The sequence below is a fragment of the Bacillus sp. FSL W8-0640 genome (genome assembly GCF_038007725.1).
Taxonomy (GTDB): domain Bacteria; phylum Bacillota; class Bacilli; order Bacillales; family Bacillaceae_G; genus Bacillus_A; species Bacillus_A cereus.
Genome location: NZ_JBBOXT010000001.1, coordinates 3,511,245 through 3,528,114, shown reverse-complemented (window position 1 = coordinate 3,528,114; position 16,870 = coordinate 3,511,245). Strand labels below are relative to the sequence as shown.

Here is a 16,870-nt window from a genome sequence, read left to right as displayed (position 1 = left end):
CACCTTATTAAACAATAAAGCGGAAATGCAACTTAAGTTGCATTTCCGCTTTATTGTTCTTTTTTTAGCTCGATACTAAATAGATAAACGTGTTCATTTTCTTTTAAGAGTAAATCAATACCCTTTTCTTCGTCAATTGTAGGGACGCTTACAGTTTCTTTACTGGTTTGGATTACAGCAGCTAAAGTTGTTTTTTGATTGTATTTTAAATTTTTTATAGATTGGATTGTAGTAGTTGCAGAGCTATTTACGCTTGGTGGCGCTTCTTCAGGAACAAGTGTTGAACCACCTTCAATATTCAGATACCACTGCCTTTTTTCTTGTATATCTTTATCAAATTGGAAATGTGGTGGTAAAAAAGAAAGCTTTACTTTCTTTTTTGAAAAATGTGAGGTAGCTATATTAGCAATTTCTTTTGTTTTCTTACCATTGTTATAATAATCAATTGTAGCATTTATTTCATCTTTATCATTTTTAAGCGTAACGTTATAAAATATGCTATTTCCTTCTTGAAAAGGAGTCATTTGTAAAATAGAAGCTTGTTCTTTTGTTAATTTGTATGGCTCAACAATGGCAACTTCATTGTTTTTTATTTGGCTACAACTTGTGAGTAATAATAAACACAAGATTGATAGTAATTTTATACGCATGCAACCTCCTCCTTTTTACAATTATATTCTAAATGTGATTTTTTATCATTTCGTTTTCTAGGACTAAAGACTTAGAAGAAATTCCGATTGTAGTGCGATGTTTAAAATGTCATATTTTTATACACTAGTAGTATAGAATGCGTATGTAATAAGGTAGGGGAAGAATTTTATGTCTTTATGTCGGTTAGCGAGAAAAAATATTATAACATTTGCTACCAAAAGGATGAAGCAATTTATGTGGATTGCTATGAGTACTATGATTTTGTTTTTTATGATATCGTTACAATTTAATGAAGGAGCTATTTTGAAAGTAGGGAATGCATTTGTATTTCAAATGTACTTTTACACACTTTTTATTGTACTAATTTTCATATGTATTTTTACTACATATAAAATGATGTACTCCCTTTTGCATGTGAGGAGGGAGGAGTTTATATCTTATGTAGAAGAAAATATGAAAAGAAAAGAGGTACTATGTGTATTATGTCAGGAGCAATTATTCATTTATGGAGCAGCATTTGTTTTTGGATTAATTAATGGGATGCTATTTTTGAAATTATTCACGGTTATCTTTATGAAAGTCGCAGGGATACAAGGAATAAATAGTGCGCCAATTACAATATATGCAGTTGTAATTATTAGTGTAATTATGATGACTGTCGTTTTAATATCGATGATGCAATGTTATCGATTTGTTCGAAATTTAAAAGATGGAAATTCGTTGCGGTTTAAAGAAAGGGCATGAGAAATCATGCTTTTTTCTATTTTACACATAAAAATAATCATGTTACAGTGAAAAGACCTGACAAAGAATGGGAAGGAAAGGTTGTATAGAATGACAAATGAACAATCAATTGTAAAAGTCGATCGGTTAACGAAGCAAATCGGATCAAAGATACTTGTACAAAATATTAGTTTTGAAGTGAAAAAAGGCGAGGTTGTCGGTTTACTCGGACCAAACGGTGCTGGAAAAACGACTTTAATGAGAATGATGGTTGGTATGATCCGTATGACAGAAGGTGAAGTATGGATTGATGGTCAATCTGTGAAACAGCAATTCGAAAAAACAGCTGCGAAAATTGGAGCGGTAATTGAGACACCTGAATTTTATCCTTTTTTGAGCGGCTATGAAAATTTAACATATTTCGGACGAATGAATGGTAATGTGACCGAAGAACGCATCGATGAAGTAGTGAAATTGTTAGGGATGGGACAAGTAATTGATCGCAAAGTAAAAGCGTATTCACTCGGCATGAGACAACGTTTAGGAATCGCTCAGGCACTTATTCACGATCCAGACGTGTTGATACTAGATGAACCGACAAATGGATTAGACCCTAGTGGAATACATGAAATGAGAATGTACATAAAAAAAATTGCACATGAACAAGGAAAAGCTGTACTTGTATCAAGTCACTTACTTTCAGAAGTTGAATTAATGTGTGACAGAGTTATCATTATTCAGCACGGGGAATATGTGGCTACGCAAAATATTCAGCATAGCCAAAGCGAAGAGATGGAGACGATCCGTATACGTGTAGATGATGCGAATAAAGCAGCAGAAATATTAGGGCATGATGTTTTAGTAAAAGATAATGAATTACTTATTAATGTAAAAGATGAAGAAATCCCAAATGTTATTCGTACATTGCTTGAGAAAAATATTCAAGTGTATCGTGTATATGAAGAAAGAAAAACGTTAGAAGAGCAATTTTTAGAATTAACAGGGGGAAAAGATATTGTTTAATTTAGTATATAACGAACTGTATAAAATATTTAAGCGGAAGCGAACGATTATTCCATTTGCAGTTATTGCAGTATTAATAATCGGATTAGGATGGGTTACGGTAAAGTATTTTGAACCGGAAACAAAAGGATGGAAAGTAGATTATACAGAACGAACTGTAGAAATTGAGAAAAAGCTTGGCATGAAAAAAGAAGCTATTTTAGCAGAAAAATCAGGGGATGAGCTTGTAAAAGAATACCAGCTTAAGATGAAGCATTTAGATACGGATACAGCACCGGCAAGCAGTTCTCCACTTTCTTTCATGAGAGATACAGGTTTTATCGTATTTCCAATTTTGCTCCCATTTATCCTCGTGTATGCAAGTACAATTTTTGCGAATGAATATAGCTGGGGAACATATAAATTTTTAACGATACGACCAGCGAGTCGCTTTAAAATTTTAACAGCAAAATTTTTAGCAATTGTTATATTTGCAGCTTTATTATTTATATTTAATATGATCTTCTCCGCTTTATGTGGACTTGTTATTTATAAATTCCAACAGCCTGCATGGAGTGAGTTTATTTTCCAAGATGGAAATATAATAAAACAAAACATTTTTGTAGAAGCAAGTAAATATTATGTTTTATCGTGGTTACCAACGGTTGTGTACGCATCGTTTGCATTTATGATTTCTGTGTTAACAAGATCTAGTGGAGGTGCAATTGGTATTTCACTATTCCTTGCTTTATCAGGCAATATTGCGCTATTAGCAGCCACTAGATATAACTGGGCGAAATATTTATTGCCAGCAAACACAGATTTATATAGTATTTCAAAGAATGGAAGTTTTATTGATGGAGTAACATTCCCGTTTGCATCATGTATGTTGTTACTTTATTTGTTCGTATTTTTATGTATTTCATATACTGTGTTTTTAAAACGTGATTTAACTTAATAAGAAAAGCCGTTCAGGGTGCTGAGATGCACTTTGAACGGCTTTTTTTATGAGAATTGTTTAAGTGCTCTTTCGGCTAGTAAAGCAAAGTATTCTGCACTTATAGGCAGTGCCTCTTCATTAATTGTAAAAGCAGGATGATGCCATTCATGTGTACCGCTCGTTCCCATAAAGACGAATGAACCTGGTATTTCCTGTTGGTAAAATGAGAAATCTTCTCCAGCCATTGACGGACTAGGCGAGATGATATTAAGATTCATCTTTGTGGCAACTTGAGTAGATAAGTCTGTAAGAGCTTTATCGTTGTGAACAGCAGGAGGACCTGAATAAAAACAGAATTTCGTTTTTACACCTAATGCATCAGATACACCTTTAATAATACGCTCCATGAGTGCTGGAATCTTTTCACGTGTTTCAGCTTGGAATGTGCGAATCGTTCCTTCTAACGTAGCTTTTTCAGGAATCACGTTCCACGTATTTCCTGCATGAATATTTGTAACACTAACAACTGCATTATGAGATGAACTTATATTTCGGCTTACAATTGTTTGCAGTGCCATCACAATTTGAGAGGATGCGACAATAGGATCTACTCCAGCATCTGGTACAGCCGCGTGTGTACCAACTCCGTGAATTTCAATTTCAAATCGATCAACTCCGGCCATCAGTGGACCATCTTTAATGCCAATTGTACCTATTGGTAAATCAGGTTTATTATGCATGCCGAAAATCGCTTGCACATTACGTAAATGTCCAGCATCAATAACTTTGCAAGCGCCATTACTACTTTCTTCAGCTGGTTGGAATATGAAGCGAACCGTTCCATTTAGGGAAGATTCTCTTTCTTTTAATAAGAAAGCAGTACCTAAAATAGCAGCTGTATGAAAATCGTGTCCACAAGCATGCATTTTCCCTCGTACTTTAGATGCATAGGACAAATGTGTTTCTTCTTGAATAGGAAGGGCATCAATATCAGCACGAACTGCTACAATTGGTCCGTTTTTATTACCAGACACTTCAGCGATAATTCCTGTTTCTAAATTGGAATCAATGATAGTAATGTTTTTTTCTTCTAACCAATTTTTTATTGCTTTTGTTGTTTCGAACTCTTCATATGATAGTTCGGGATACTCATGTAAATGTCGACGGATGGAAATAAGTTTTTCTTTTAGTTGATTTGAAATAGATACCATGTAGTATGCCTTCTTTCTTCAGCAAAATATTTATCATAAGTATACAACAATAAAAGAGAGGATTCTCAAATGAAAATCCTCTCTCGTTTATCCCATAAAAGCCCGATTGGTTCAACTAATTAAAGTTTCACTTTATGCTGCGACTTTTTTATGCGTATGATGTTTACGATAACGTCCACGCATTGCGTATGCAATTTGCGGGATTGCAATCCCAATTAATATAAGTGATACACCGAACCATTGTGAAGATAGTACAGCCTCTTTTAAAACGAATACTGACATAATTGTTGTAACTGGTAGTTCCGCTGCACCAAGAATAGTCGCTAAGCCAGAACCGATTTTTGGAATCCCGATTGTAAAGGCAATAGATGGAATAACGATACTAAATGTTCCTAATCCTAAACCGTATTTCCAAAGACCTTGAGAAATGGCACCATTAAAAATAAATGTTGGTGGGAATACAATCATGACTAAAGTTAAAGCACCAGTCATTAAGAGAACACCGCGCGGTAATGAAGGTACTTCAACAGCAACTTTTCCGCTTACGAAAATGTATGTTGCGAATGTAACAGCAGATAATAAACCTAAAATGACCCCAGTCGTATCGAAAGCACCTACTGATTGTTCAAGTAAACCACTTGATAAAAATGTCCCTACAAGTAAGAAAATAACAGAAATAACTCTTTCTCTTGAAGGTAATGTTTTTGTTGCGACTGCTTCAATGATAATTCCGACCCAAACGAATTGGAATAAAAGAATAATTGCAATAGAAGCTGGTACAGTTTTTAATGAAGCATAATAAAAAATTCCGGTAAAACTTGCAGATGTTCCTGCAACGAATAAAAGTAATGCTTGCTTTAAAGGAACGCGATGTCTAGAAAATAGAAGTGTAATAGCAAGCAAAATAATCCAACCGAACAAATATTGGCTGCCAATTACCTCTCCAAGTGAAAATCCTTCTGCATATGCAAGCTTAACAAAAATAGCTAAAATTCCATAACTACACGCTCCTAATAAAACTAAAAGAGAATAACGAAGCATGAAAAATTCCTCCCATCTATATGAAGTTGTTCCGTATCGAAAATATATAACTAGAGGGAAGTATACAAAATTAGAAATAAAGGGTCAAATGAAAGAAAAGTATGACATTTTATAGAATAATAATAAAAGTATGATATTTATGCATAATCTTGAAATTTTTAATAGTAGAAGTATTATAAAATAAACTTTGCATTGTATAGAGATAGCATTTGAAAAAAATATTTTTTAAACCAATATGTATATAGACGTACTAGTAACGTGCTAATTATTTGAGAAACTATGTTACCTTTGTTATGGTAATAACAATTAAAGGAGTTTTATAATCCATTTGGGTTTTTTCTATATAATAGAAGGAAATGAAAACGTTTTATTAGAAACTGTGAGGAAGTGCGGTTTTTCTTATTGCCACGTTGTAAAAGTGATTTCACGAATTGTTCATAGTATTTTTATGTGTTTTTGTTACAATATTTAGGGAGAGGAGTGGAATGATGCAAGATATTAGTATTTTTTTAGCGTTTGGCGCCGGGTTCTTATCATTTATTTCCCCATGTTGCTTACCGCTTTATCCGGCATTTTTATCGTACATAACAGGTATGTCGGTTTCTGAATTGAAAGAAGAAAATGCAATGCTTCGCAAAAGAAGTATGATACATACAGCGTTTTTCTTACTTGGATTTTCAATTATATTTATTGCAATTGGATTTGGTACAAGTTTTATTGGAGGAATCTTTACTGACTATAAAGATTTAATCAGACAGTTAGGTGGTATATTTATCATCGTGTTCGGCTTAATTATTGTCGGGGTGTTTAAGCCGAAATTTTTAATGCAAGACCGTAAATTTACATTTAAAAATCGTCCAAGTGGCTATTTTGGATCAGTACTAATCGGATTAGCTTTTGCAGCAGGGTGGACGCCATGTACCGGACCAATTCTAGTGTCTGTAATTGGATTAGCAGCAACAAATCCAGAATCAGCAATGATATATATGATTGCTTACATACTTGGATTTGCAATCCCGTTTTTCGTACTGTCATTCTTTATTACGAAAATGTCTTGGATTAAAAGAAATAGTATGGCCTTCATGAAAGTCGGAGGATATATTATGATTGTTATGGGTGTCTTCCTATACTTTAACTGGATGACGAAAATTATCGTATATTTCTCAAGTTTATTTGGTGGTTTTACTGGTTTTTAGTATTATTCTGCGAAAATGTTGGAAATACTAACGGAAAAGCATATAATGAAAGTATATTTTGCATATAGCCACAAAAAAGGATGAGAAAATATGAACATAGTTCTTTTATCAAGTATCGTTGCTGTTTGTATGGCTGTCGGTGCGATGTTTATTCGTTTAAAAGCAGCTAAGAAACCTGCAACATTGAAAAAAATTATACTTCCACCATTTTTTATGAGTACGGGTGCATTGATGTATGTTTTTCCTGAATTTCGATTAACTCCAGCAGAAATGTTAGAAGCAATTGGTGTCGGTTTGATTTTCTCTATTTTTCTTATTAAAACATCTAAATTTGAAATTAGAGGACAAGAGATTTATTTGAAGCGTTCAAAAGCCTTTGTTTTCATATTAATTGGATTACTTGTAGTGCGGATTGTATTTAAAACCTACTTAAGTCAATCTCTTGATTTAGGACAACTTAGTGGCATGTTCTTCTTACTTGCGTTTGCGATGATTGTGTCATGGAGAATTGCAATGTATCGTTCCTTTACGAAATTACAGAAGGAAATGGAAAAAGAAGATGGTTTTTATAATGAAAAAGATATGAAGCTAACTTAAAAACTGTATATGTACCAAATAAAAAGACAGCGTCAAAGGCGCTGTCTTTTTTATCGAAAATAATATGAAGTTACTTTGCGAGTAAAGATCGATAGTTAGAATAATCAATCTTTTTTTCTTGTAGTTTTTTTATTAAAAATTTATGATCACGCTTTGGTGTGGCAATGATATACCCTTTAATAATTAAGTCTTGTGTAATTTGAGAGGCATTTTCTTGTAATGCAAGTTCCCCGATTTTGCCAGCAATCTTTGATTTTGCAACATCACGAAATAGTTCTGGAACAGGGCTTACAAGCTCTTCTAACAATTGTTTTTGTTCATCATCCCATAAATGTCTCGTTTTATTTATGTAGTGTTCTTCCCAATCCAAAATGGACATGCCGTCTTCTTTCGGTAATCGTTTCAGGAATTTTCTGAACATAAAGTATCCACCGATAGACATAAGCCCTAATAAAATAACCGTCCATAATACAATGAACCAACTGAACCATCCTTCGAGCAAGCATATCCCCCCTTAATGATAGCGGTTTTCTTTTATTCATATTATATACAGTGAGATTCATAGAAAGCAAGAACGCTTGGTCATTTTGACCAAGCGCTATAGTTTAAACGAAGTATAGTTGTTCAACACATAAATTATTATTATCGTCTTCAACATACTCAATAATAAGTGTGCCAACTTTACGATCTTTATCTTCAGTTGTGAAAATAGAGTAAGAAGTAAAACGTGTTTTTGATAGGCCGCTTATATGTGTAGGTAAAGAAATGTAGTCGTTATCGCGGAAGAATTCCATCAGTTCAATATCCTCAAATTCTTTTCGGTCAACTTGTTTGTTTGTATAGCGGCGTTGAAGTTGTTTTAAAGATTCATTCCAAGAAATTGCTTTTGTGTCGTATACCATTGTTCTATCTCCTTACTGTATGTAATTATTAAGAACATACGTTCTAATCTAGTATACTCTTTTTATTAGAAAAGAGAAAGCAAAAAATAATGTAAGCTTGGATTTCCAAGCTTACATTATTGATGCGTCCGTCATAATCTCTATTTTTCATTATAAGTTAGATAAGAATAAGAAACAAGATGATATATATAATGTTGAGAGTTTTCAAGATTCTGTATATTATAGGTGTACTAAAGTGTAAGGGAATGAGAGGTGTGGCATACGTAATTTCACTGCAAGGGCCGATGGCTAGCGGAAAAACAACATTAGTAAAAAGGTTAGAAAAGAGAGGGTTTCGAGTTATATATGAAAATCCATATCCAATTGTAGAGAAGCGAAAAAAATTGAATTTAGACATGAATTCAAAAGTAGGGTTTATTATGAATCAAAAAATGTTTATGGAAGCAAAAATAAAGGAGTTTCAAAATGTGAAAGATTCAGTCGTAATTTTTGATCGCGGACCAGAAGACATTGAGTTTTTTACACTCTTTTATCCAACGATTATAGGAGAAGAGTGGGATATAGAAACTGAATTGAAAGATGAATTATATAAATTAAGAGCATGCCGTTCGGATGTGATTTTTTACTTAGATGTTACGAAAAAGAATGTATATGATAGAAAAAATAATGATAGAACAAGAAACAGAAGTACGTTTGAGGAGCAATTTAAATTAGTAGAAACTGAAAAAGACTGGTATAAAAAATTTCCTGTAACTTATGTGGACACGAATAGATTAACAGTGGACGATTTAGAGGTATATTTTATGGACTGGTTAAAGGAGAGAGGGCTATGAAAAAAATACTTTTATTTGTATACTCAACATTTGCAGAGTTTGAAATAACAGTAGCGACGGCATTGCTGAAAAATAAATATGAAATCATTACAGCGGGCTTAACTAAAGAATTGGTTATAAGTGAAACTGGATTGCAAGTGCAGCCGCATATAGAAGTAAGTGAAGTATGTGTAGATGAGTATGAGGGGATACTTATTCCAGGTGGAGAAGAAGGACAGTTGGAAGATGCAAAACCTCTTTTTTCAATCATTCGTCAATTTCATGAACAAGAAAAATTAGTGGCGGCAATTTGTGCTGGACCGTATGCACTAGCAAAAGCAGGGTTATTTAAAGGGATTTCTTATACTGCGACTATAGATTATCAAAAATTTGATTGTTTTCCAGTAGAAAATTTCGTGTATGAAGAAGTTGTGAAACACTCAAATATCATTACAGCACAAGGGCATGCATTTGTACCATTTGGAATAGCAATTGCCTCTTATTTTGGAGTGGCAGACGAACATAATACAGATTTTTATTGTGGTAAAGGCAATGTAGTAATGGAGAAACTTTTACGAGAAAACGTGTAAAAGCTAGCAAATGCTAGCTTTTTTCTTTTTGACACCGATAAATTACTAACGTTTTTGGATCGCGCCATATACCGTTATGGAGAGATAATTCCTGGTTGATTTCTTCTGTTAGCCATTCTTTCATCTCGGCTTGAAGATACATATTATCGGGTATATTTAGCGACGGAAACATGCTAGAAATATAGTTTACAATCGGAGTAGCATGATGAAAAACGAGAGCATTATGAATAACTGTTTCTTCAACAGTTGGAAAAACAGATTGTAATATCTCTTTACCGTTTTCTAAACAAAATGGAGTGACTGATGATGTTGTTTTCGGTAAATCAAATGCGTCTAACATACGGTTACACATTTCAACTATACGAGGTAGTGTAACGCTAGAATTTGTTGTAGCTAAAAGTGTTCCGCCAGGACGAATTACTTTATGGAATCCTTGAATCGTTTTTTCAACATCTTTCACATGGTATAACATATGTCTTGCAATTATTAGGTCATAACAATTTGTTTCGAAAGGAAGTTTACTAGCATCCCCTCGTTTCCATTCTATTAAGTTATTTGTTTTAGCAGCTTCAGCAAGCATAGCTTCGGATTGATCAAACCCGGTTAATGGGCCTTTATGACCATTTGTTTGTAAAAGGGAAAGGAATTTTCCACTAGCGCACCCAACCTCTAATATATTTTCTTCCCCTTGAAGTTGTAAATGTTCAATGACGATCTTATCTAAATCTACGTGTTTTTCTTCGTAATGTGTATGTGTGTCGATGCGTGTTTGTAAATGGTTGCTAACGTTATACTGACGTTTTACATCATTCATTTTGTCACATTCCACCTTTGTGCAAAATTGTTGGATTGCATGTGTTAATACATCTGTTTTCTTTAAACCTTCGTAATGGAGTGCTGATTCAAACCTTTTAAGTAATTTCTCTTCAATTCGAAAATGAATATCTTTTCGTTTTGTCACTGAAATCTCGCCCCTTTGCATCTGTTAATGAGACTATAGCATGCTTGGAAAAATTGTGTAAATAATTTGTGTACACAAATGGAGGGGATGAAAAAATTGTTTGAATGTGAGTTTAAACTATTGACGATTTAAACGTTTTCATATATTCTTAAATTAAGTAATATTCAAATAATTCAAAAGGAATGAGAGAGTCACATGCTTCTTCAAGGAACACATCGAATTGGTCGTATGGCCATGCTGTTGGCACTTGCGGATGAGAATGAAAGTCCTGTATTATCCATTCCAAAAGGTTGGAAGTATTGTACGGGGAAAGTGGGTTCGATGAATTCGCAAAAGGTTGTCGCAGCAATGGAAACAGCGGCTAAAAGCAACCAAGTTATTGAAACAGACGTTTACAGAGAAACACATGCACTTTATCATGCAATTATGGAAGCTTTGTACGGAGTGACGAGAGGTCAAATTCAGTTAGCAGACGTTCTTCGTACAGTAGGACTTCGTTTTGCGATTGTGCGCGGTACACCATACGACGGAAAAAAAGAAGGCGAATGGGTTGCTGTTGCATTATATGGAACGATTGGTGCACCTGTAAAAGGATCTGAGCATGAGGCGATTGGTTTAGGAATTAATCACATATGATTTGCCCATAGTCTATTAGTTAGAAGGGGGCCTTACTTTTTTAGGACAGAAGTCTGTCTTAAAAAGATAAGGTCCCCTTTTGCCTTTTTAAGGAGGAAAAATGATGATTACGTTAACAGGACATACATTGACAGTTGAAGAAATGAAGAGGTTATTACTGGAAGGAGAAGGTGTAACAGCTTGTCCAACTAGTATGCAAAAGGTAGCGGAGTGCCGCGAAGTAGTTGAGAAAATTGTAGAGGACGGAAAAGTCGTTTACGGAATTACAACTGGATTTGGAAAGTTTAGTGATGTGCTTATCCAAAAAGATGATGTAAAGGCACTTCAACATAATTTAATTCAGTCACATGCATGTGGGATTGGTGATCCATTCCCGGAAGAAGTATCGCGTGGAATGTTAATTTTACGAGCGAACACGATGCTTAAAGGAGTATCTGGTGTTAGGCCGCTTGTTGTAAATATGCTTCTTGAGTTTGTAAACCGTAAAATTCATCCAGTCGTTCCGCAACAAGGTTCACTTGGTGCAAGTGGCGATTTAGCACCTTTATCTCATCTTGCGCTCGTATTATTAGGCGAAGGTGAAGTGTTCTATAAGGGGAAACGCGTTCATGCAATGGTTGCTCTTACAGAAGAAGGGCTTGAGCCAATTGAACTTGAAGCAAAAGAAGGTCTTGCGTTAATTAATGGTACGCAGGCGATGACAGCACAAGGAGTTCTTTCTTATATAGAAGCAGAAGCAACGGCGTATCAAGCTGAACTAATTGCTTCGATGACAATTGAAGGGTTACAAGGCATTATTGATGCATTTGATGAAAATGTTCATAAAGCACGTGGTTATAAAGAGCAAGTGGAAGTAGCGAGCAGAATTCGTGACATTCTTCATGATAGTAAATTAACAACAAAACAAGGAGAACTACGTGTACAGGATGCCTATTCACTTCGCTGTATCCCGCAAGTACACGGTGCTTCTTGGCAAGTTTTAAATTATGTGAAAGAAAAATTAGAAATTGAAATGAATGCAGCAACAGATAATCCGCTTATCTTTGATGGTGGGGAAAAAGTAATTTCGGGCGGGAATTTCCATGGTCAACCGATTGCGTTTGCGATGGACTTCTTAAAAGTAGGAATGGCAGAACTTGCAAATATTTCGGAGCGCCGTATTGAGCGTTTAGTGAATCCGCAATTAAATGATTTACCACCATTTTTAAGTCCAGAACCAGGACTACAGTCAGGTGCAATGATTATGCAATATGCTGCAGCGTCACTAGTTTCTGAAAATAAAACGTTGGCACATCCGGCGAGTGTAGATTCAATTCCGTCTTCTGCTAACCAAGAAGATCATGTAAGTATGGGAACAATTGCTTCACGCCATGCACATCAGATTATTCAAAATGCAAGACGTGTTCTTTCTATTGAGATGATTTGTGCGATGCAAGCAGCAGAATATCGCGGAATTGAAAACATGAGTACAGTGACGAAGAGCTTCTACCATCAAGGTCGTCAGCAGGTGCCATCTATTAAAAATGACCGTATATTCTCAACAGATATTGAAAATATTGCGCATTGGTTAAAAACGAATTATTCGATAAAAGAAAGATTAGATGTAAACGCAGCACTATAAAATGAGAAAAGGGAGAGATTGAAATGGAAAAAGTACAACAAACAATTCGCGCGCCAAGAGGTACAGAGTTACAAACGAAAGGGTGGGTGCAAGAAGCTGCACTTCGTATGTTAATGAACAATTTAGATCCTGAAGTTGCTGAAAAACCAGAAGAATTAGTTGTATATGGCGGAATTGGCCGTGCAGCTCGTAACTGGGAAAGTTATCAGGCGATTGTAGATTCATTAAAAACGTTAGAAAGCGATGAAACGTTACTTGTTCAATCAGGAAAGCCAGTTGCCATTTTTAAATCACATGAAGATGCACCTCGCGTTTTGTTAGCGAACTCAAACTTAGTACCAAAATGGGCAAACTGGGATCACTTCCGAGAACTAGAGAAAAAAGGTCTTATGATGTACGGACAAATGACAGCTGGTAGCTGGATTTACATTGGAACGCAAGGGATTCTACAAGGAACATATGAAACATTTGGTGAAGCAGCTCGTCAACATTTCGATGGTTCATTAAAAGGTACATTAACACTTACTGCTGGTTTAGGTGGTATGGGTGGTGCACAACCTCTTGCTGTAACGATGAACGGCGGTGTTGTCATTGCTATTGATGTTGATAAGCGCAGCATCGATCGTCGTATTGAAAAGAGATACTGTGATATGTATACAGAATCATTAGAAGAAGCGTTAACGGTTGCGAACGAGTATAAAGAGAAGAAAGAACCGATTTCTATTGGTTTATTAGGAAATGCGGCAGAAATTTTACCAGAACTAGTGAAGCGCAATATTACACCAGACTTAGTTACAGATCAAACATCTGCTCATGATCCATTAAACGGTTATATTCCAGTAGGCTACACGTTAGAAGAAGCAGCGAAACTTCGTGAAGAAGATCCAGAACGCTACGTACAATTATCAAAAGAAAGTATGACAAAACATGTGGAAGCAATGCTTGCTATGCAAGAAAAAGGCGCAATTACATTTGATTACGGAAATAACATTCGCCAAGTTGCTTTCGATGAAGGTTTGAAAAATGCATTCGATTTCCCAGGATTCGTTCCAGCATTTATCCGTCCATTATTCTGCGAAGGAAAAGGACCATTCCGCTGGGTAGCACTTTCTGGTGATCCAGAAGATATTTATAAAACAGACGAAGTAATTTTACGTGAGTTCGCTGATAATGAACATTTATGTAACTGGATTCGTATGGCACGTCAACAAGTTGAATTCCAAGGGCTTCCATCACGTATTTGTTGGCTTGGTTACGGTGAGCGAGCGAAATTTGGTCGCATCATTAATGAAATGGTTGCAAATGGTGAATTATCAGCACCAATCGTTATCGGTCGTGACCATTTAGATTGTGGATCAGTAGCATCTCCAAATCGTGAAACAGAAGCGATGAAAGATGGTAGTGATGCAGTAGCTGACTGGCCAATTTTAAATGCATTAATTAATAGTGTAAACGGTGCAAGCTGGGTATCTGTTCACCACGGTGGTGGCGTTGGTATGGGTTATTCACTTCATGCGGGAATGGTTATCGTTGCAGATGGAACAGAAGCAGCAGCAAAACGAATTGAGCGCGTATTAACTTCTGACCCTGGTATGGGTGTTGTTCGTCACGTGGATGCAGGGTATGACTTAGCTGTGGAAACTGCGAAAGAAAAAGGCGTTAACATTCCGATGATGAAATAAGGAGGAGAAAACATGCTGGACACTTTACTAATAAATATCGGTCAATTACTAACAATGGATCAAGAAGATGGCTTGTTAAGACGGGAAGCGATGAACACGCTTCCTGTTATCGAAAACGGTGCGGTTGGAATTGAAAATGGTGTAATTACTTTCGTTGGAACAGCGGAAGAAGCGAAAGGATTACAAGCGAGAGAAGTTATTGATTGCGGCGGGAAAATGGTTTCTCCTGGTCTCGTTGACCCGCATACTCATCTTGTATTTGGTGGATCTCGTGAAAATGAAATCGCACTAAAACTACAAGGAGTTCCGTACTTAGAAATTTTAGAACAAGGCGGAGGCATACTTTCAACTGTAAATGCAACGAAACAGGCGTCGAAAGAAGAACTTGTTCAAAAAGCGAAATTCCATTTAGACCGTATGCTATCTTTCGGAGTTACTACTGTAGAAGCGAAGAGTGGTTACGGATTAGATGATGAGACGGAATGGAAACAATTAGAGGCAACAGCACAATTACAAAAAGAGCATCCGATCGATTTAGTTTCAACATTTTTAGGTGCTCATGCAGTTCCGAAAGAGTATAAAGGTAGATCGAAAGAATTTTTACAATGGATGTTAGACCTACTACCAGAAATGAAAGAGAAGCAATTAGCGGAGTTCGTTGATATTTTCTGTGAAACAGGTGTGTTCTCTGTAGAAGAATCAAAAGAATTTTTATTAAAAGCGAAAGAGCTTGGCTTTGATGTGAAAATTCATGCAGATGAAATCGACCCTCTTGGTGGTGCGGAAGCAGCGGCAGAAATCGGTGCAGCATCAGCGGACCATTTAGTTGGTGCTTCTGATAAAGGAATTGAAATGCTTGCAAATTCTAATACAGTAGCAACTTTATTACCAGGAACAACTTTCTATTTAAATAAAGAAAGCTTTGCTCGTGGACGTAAAATGATTGATGAAGGTGTTGCAGTTGCGTTAGCTACAGACTTTAACCCAGGTAGCTGTCCAACTGAAAATATTCAGCTTATTATGAGCATTGCGATGCTAAAATTGAAAATGACACCAGAAGAAGTTTGGAATGCCGTAACGGTTAACTCATCATATGCCATTAACCGTGGTGATGTAGCTGGGAAAATTAGAGTTGGTCGTAAGGCAGATTTAGTTTTATGGGATGCTTACAATTATGCTTACGTACCGTATCATTACGGCGTAAGTCATGTGAATACAGTATGGAAGAATGGTAATATTGCATATACAAGAGGTGAACAATCGTGGAGCACGGCCACTATTTAAAGAAAAATGCAAAGTTTATTGATCGTGAAGTGACGAAATGGAGTGAGATGATTAAAGATTGGGAGGAAGGTGTGGAAATATTCGGTGCTGCCTTAATTGGAGCACCCCTTTCTAAACCGTCTATTAGTCATTCAGGAGCGAGTTTTGCGCCAAAAACAATTCGTGCGATGTTAGATGCATATAGCACATATGCAATTACAGAAGAACACGATATGAAAGAAAGTGTCTTATATGATTGCGGCGATATTACGATGCATGTGACGGATATAAAAGAAAGTCATAAACGAATTGCGAAAACAGTTGGGCATGTAACGAAAGTAAACCCGAACATGATACCAATCGTTCTTGGCGGTGACCACTCGATTAGTTTTCCGAGTATAACAGGTTTTGCAAACAGTAAAGGAAAGGTCGGAATTATTCAATTTGATGCTCATCATGATTTACGTAATTTAGATGATGGAGGCCCGTCAAATGGTACACCATTCCGTAGTTTACTAGAAAATGATGTCATTACTGGGAAACAACTTGTTCAAATTGGAATTCGTAATTTTTCTAATGCACGTGCGTACCATGAATATGCAATAGAGCATGGTGTAACAGTGTATACAATGAAAGACGTACGAGAGCGAGAAATAAAAGATATTATCACGGAAAGTATTGAAGTATTAAGAAATCAAGGTGTGACTTCTATTTATATTTCTCTTGATATGGATGTGCTAGACCAAGCGTTTGCACCAGGTTGTCCAGCAATTGGGCCTGGTGGGATGGATAGTACGACTTTACTAGATGCGATTGAATTCCTTGGTAAAGAATCGCTCGTTCAAGGGATGGATATAGTAGAGATTGATCCAACTCTTGATTTCAGAGATATGACGAGTAGAGTAGCAGCGCAAGTGATTATGAGTTTTCTTTTAGCGAGGGAAACAGTTAGCAAACAGGTTAGTATATAGACGGAAAAGTAGATATTTATTTATGCCTTATCAAAAACACATCACTACTTAAATGTAGTGATGTGTTTTTG

The 16,870-nt window shown here is 35.9% G+C and carries 19 protein-coding genes; 13 read left to right on the top strand and 6 right to left on the bottom strand.

The window, feature by feature from the left end; translation table 11 throughout:
• Positions 1 to 50: 50 nt before the first annotated feature.
• Positions 51 to 650 (bottom strand): hypothetical protein, encoded by a 600-nt coding sequence (locus tag N2V80_RS18120; RefSeq protein WP_001220602.1) that lies wholly within the window; start codon positions 648 to 650, stop codon positions 51 to 53.
• 169 nt (positions 651 to 819) lie between these two features.
• On the opposite strand from N2V80_RS18120, the gene N2V80_RS18115 reads away from it, so the two are divergent.
• The 3 genes from N2V80_RS18115 to N2V80_RS18105 all read left to right on the top strand — a co-directional run bounded on the left by N2V80_RS18115 (position 820) and on the right by N2V80_RS18105 (position 3,334).
• Complete coding sequence (locus N2V80_RS18115; protein WP_000050601.1) at positions 820 to 1,395, top strand: hypothetical protein; 576 nt, start codon at positions 820 to 822, stop codon at positions 1,393 to 1,395.
• 90 nt (positions 1,396 to 1,485) lie between these two features.
• Positions 1,486 to 2,397, top strand: coding sequence for an ABC transporter ATP-binding protein (locus N2V80_RS18110; RefSeq protein ID WP_000180616.1), 912 nt, complete (start codon positions 1,486 to 1,488; stop codon positions 2,395 to 2,397).
• Positions 2,390 to 3,334, top strand: a complete 945-nt coding sequence (locus N2V80_RS18105; RefSeq protein WP_000482759.1) for an ABC transporter permease — start codon at positions 2,390 to 2,392, stop codon at positions 3,332 to 3,334. The genes N2V80_RS18110 and N2V80_RS18105 overlap by 8 nt, the downstream gene beginning before the upstream one ends.
• 47 nt (positions 3,335 to 3,381) lie before the next feature.
• On the opposite strand, the gene N2V80_RS18100 is transcribed toward N2V80_RS18105, so the two are convergent.
• Positions 3,382 to 4,527, bottom strand: a complete 1,146-nt coding sequence (locus N2V80_RS18100) for a M20 peptidase aminoacylase family protein (RefSeq protein ID WP_000253668.1) — start codon at positions 4,525 to 4,527, stop codon at positions 3,382 to 3,384.
• A 132-nt stretch (positions 4,528 to 4,659) separates the two neighbouring features.
• Positions 4,660 to 5,568, bottom strand: a complete 909-nt coding sequence (locus tag N2V80_RS18095) for an EamA family transporter (RefSeq protein WP_061655822.1) — start codon at positions 5,566 to 5,568, stop codon at positions 4,660 to 4,662.
• Positions 5,569 to 5,890: 322 nt separating this feature from the next.
• Between N2V80_RS18095 and N2V80_RS30540 the strand changes: the two genes are divergently transcribed.
• From N2V80_RS30540 to N2V80_RS18085, 3 genes are all read left to right on the top strand, one after another.
• A complete protein-coding gene (locus tag N2V80_RS30540; protein WP_071686460.1) occupies positions 5,891 to 6,040 on the top strand; it encodes a peptidase T in 150 nt (49 codons plus the stop codon).
• A gap of 16 nt (positions 6,041 to 6,056) precedes the next feature.
• The gene (ccdA, locus tag N2V80_RS18090) at positions 6,057 to 6,764 is read left to right on the top strand and encodes a cytochrome c-type biogenesis protein CcdA (RefSeq protein WP_001152676.1); all 708 of its coding nucleotides are present in this window, start codon (positions 6,057 to 6,059) and stop codon (positions 6,762 to 6,764) included.
• A gap of 90 nt (positions 6,765 to 6,854) precedes the next feature.
• Positions 6,855 to 7,361: a CcdC family protein gene (locus N2V80_RS18085; RefSeq protein WP_001028440.1), complete on the top strand. Its 507-nt coding sequence runs from the start codon at positions 6,855 to 6,857 to the stop codon at positions 7,359 to 7,361.
• Positions 7,362 to 7,431: 70 nt separating this feature from the next.
• Here the strand turns inward: N2V80_RS18085 and N2V80_RS18080 are convergent, their stop codons facing one another.
• A complete protein-coding gene (locus N2V80_RS18080) occupies positions 7,432 to 7,863 on the bottom strand; it encodes a DUF2621 domain-containing protein (RefSeq protein ID WP_000889387.1) in 432 nt (143 codons plus the stop codon).
• 103 nt (positions 7,864 to 7,966) lie between these two features.
• Complete coding sequence (locus N2V80_RS18075) at positions 7,967 to 8,263, bottom strand: hypothetical protein (RefSeq protein WP_000262400.1); 297 nt, start codon at positions 8,261 to 8,263, stop codon at positions 7,967 to 7,969.
• Positions 8,264 to 8,508: 245 nt separating this feature from the next.
• Here N2V80_RS18075 and N2V80_RS18070 point away from each other — a divergent pair, with 245 nt between their 5' ends.
• On the top strand, positions 8,509 to 9,096 hold the full coding sequence (locus tag N2V80_RS18070) for an AAA family ATPase (protein WP_061655821.1): 588 nt from the start codon (positions 8,509 to 8,511) through the stop codon (positions 9,094 to 9,096).
• Positions 9,093 to 9,665, top strand: coding sequence for a DJ-1/PfpI family protein (locus N2V80_RS18065; RefSeq protein WP_061655820.1), 573 nt, complete (start codon positions 9,093 to 9,095; stop codon positions 9,663 to 9,665). Before N2V80_RS18070 ends, N2V80_RS18065 begins: the two co-directional genes overlap by 4 nt.
• A 13-nt stretch (positions 9,666 to 9,678) precedes the next feature.
• Here N2V80_RS18065 and N2V80_RS18060 read toward each other — a convergent pair whose 3' ends face one another.
• Complete coding sequence (locus N2V80_RS18060) at positions 9,679 to 10,626, bottom strand: class I SAM-dependent methyltransferase (RefSeq protein WP_061655819.1); 948 nt, start codon at positions 10,624 to 10,626, stop codon at positions 9,679 to 9,681.
• Between the two features lie 195 nt (positions 10,627 to 10,821).
• Here N2V80_RS18060 and hutP point away from each other — a divergent pair, with 195 nt between their 5' ends.
• From hutP to hutG, 5 genes are all read left to right on the top strand, one after another.
• Complete coding sequence (gene hutP / locus N2V80_RS18055) at positions 10,822 to 11,262, top strand: hut operon transcriptional regulator HutP (RefSeq protein ID WP_000926516.1); 441 nt, start codon at positions 10,822 to 10,824, stop codon at positions 11,260 to 11,262.
• Positions 11,263 to 11,365: 103 nt separating this feature from the next.
• Positions 11,366 to 12,883, top strand: coding sequence for a histidine ammonia-lyase (hutH, locus tag N2V80_RS18050; RefSeq protein ID WP_000631875.1), 1,518 nt, complete (start codon positions 11,366 to 11,368; stop codon positions 12,881 to 12,883).
• Between the two features lie 23 nt (positions 12,884 to 12,906).
• Positions 12,907 to 14,565, top strand: a complete 1,659-nt coding sequence (gene hutU, locus N2V80_RS18045; RefSeq protein WP_000416946.1) for a urocanate hydratase — start codon at positions 12,907 to 12,909, stop codon at positions 14,563 to 14,565.
• A gap of 12 nt (positions 14,566 to 14,577) precedes the next feature.
• Positions 14,578 to 15,849 carry an imidazolonepropionase gene (gene hutI, locus N2V80_RS18040; protein WP_000887540.1) on the top strand — a complete coding sequence of 424 codons (1,272 nt, stop codon included), beginning with the start codon at positions 14,578 to 14,580 and terminating at the stop codon, positions 15,847 to 15,849.
• A complete protein-coding gene (gene hutG, locus N2V80_RS18035) occupies positions 15,828 to 16,799 on the top strand; it encodes a formimidoylglutamase (protein WP_000399828.1) in 972 nt (323 codons plus the stop codon). The genes hutI and hutG overlap by 22 nt, the downstream gene beginning before the upstream one ends.
• Positions 16,800 to 16,870: the final 71 nt, after the last annotated feature.

Bases quoted from the DNA above. Each gene is read 5' to 3' on its own strand.
- N2V80_RS18120 (WP_001220602.1), bottom strand. From the start codon at position 650: ATGCGTATAAAATTACTATCAATCTTGTGTTTATTATTACTCACAAGT.
- N2V80_RS18115 (WP_000050601.1), top strand. From the start codon at position 820: ATGTCTTTATGTCGGTTAGCGAGAAAAAATATTATAACATTTGCTACC.
- N2V80_RS18110 (WP_000180616.1), top strand. From the start codon at position 1,486: ATGACAAATGAACAATCAATTGTAAAAGTCGATCGGTTAACGAAGCAA.
- N2V80_RS18100 (WP_000253668.1), bottom strand. From the start codon at position 4,527: ATGGTATCTATTTCAAATCAACTAAAAGAAAAACTTATTTCCATCCGT.
- N2V80_RS18095 (WP_061655822.1), bottom strand. From the start codon at position 5,568: ATGCTTCGTTATTCTCTTTTAGTTTTATTAGGAGCGTGTAGTTATGGA.
- ccdA (WP_001152676.1), top strand. From the start codon at position 6,057: ATGCAAGATATTAGTATTTTTTTAGCGTTTGGCGCCGGGTTCTTATCA.
- N2V80_RS18085 (WP_001028440.1), top strand. From the start codon at position 6,855: ATGAACATAGTTCTTTTATCAAGTATCGTTGCTGTTTGTATGGCTGTC.
- N2V80_RS18075 (WP_000262400.1), bottom strand. From the start codon at position 8,263: ATGGTATACGACACAAAAGCAATTTCTTGGAATGAATCTTTAAAACAA.
- N2V80_RS18070 (WP_061655821.1), top strand. From the start codon at position 8,509: ATGAGAGGTGTGGCATACGTAATTTCACTGCAAGGGCCGATGGCTAGC.
- N2V80_RS18065 (WP_061655820.1), top strand. From the start codon at position 9,093: ATGAAAAAAATACTTTTATTTGTATACTCAACATTTGCAGAGTTTGAA.
- hutP (WP_000926516.1), top strand. From the start codon at position 10,822: ATGCTTCTTCAAGGAACACATCGAATTGGTCGTATGGCCATGCTGTTG.
- hutH (WP_000631875.1), top strand. From the start codon at position 11,366: ATGATTACGTTAACAGGACATACATTGACAGTTGAAGAAATGAAGAGG.
- hutU (WP_000416946.1), top strand. From the start codon at position 12,907: ATGGAAAAAGTACAACAAACAATTCGCGCGCCAAGAGGTACAGAGTTA.
- hutI (WP_000887540.1), top strand. From the start codon at position 14,578: ATGCTGGACACTTTACTAATAAATATCGGTCAATTACTAACAATGGAT.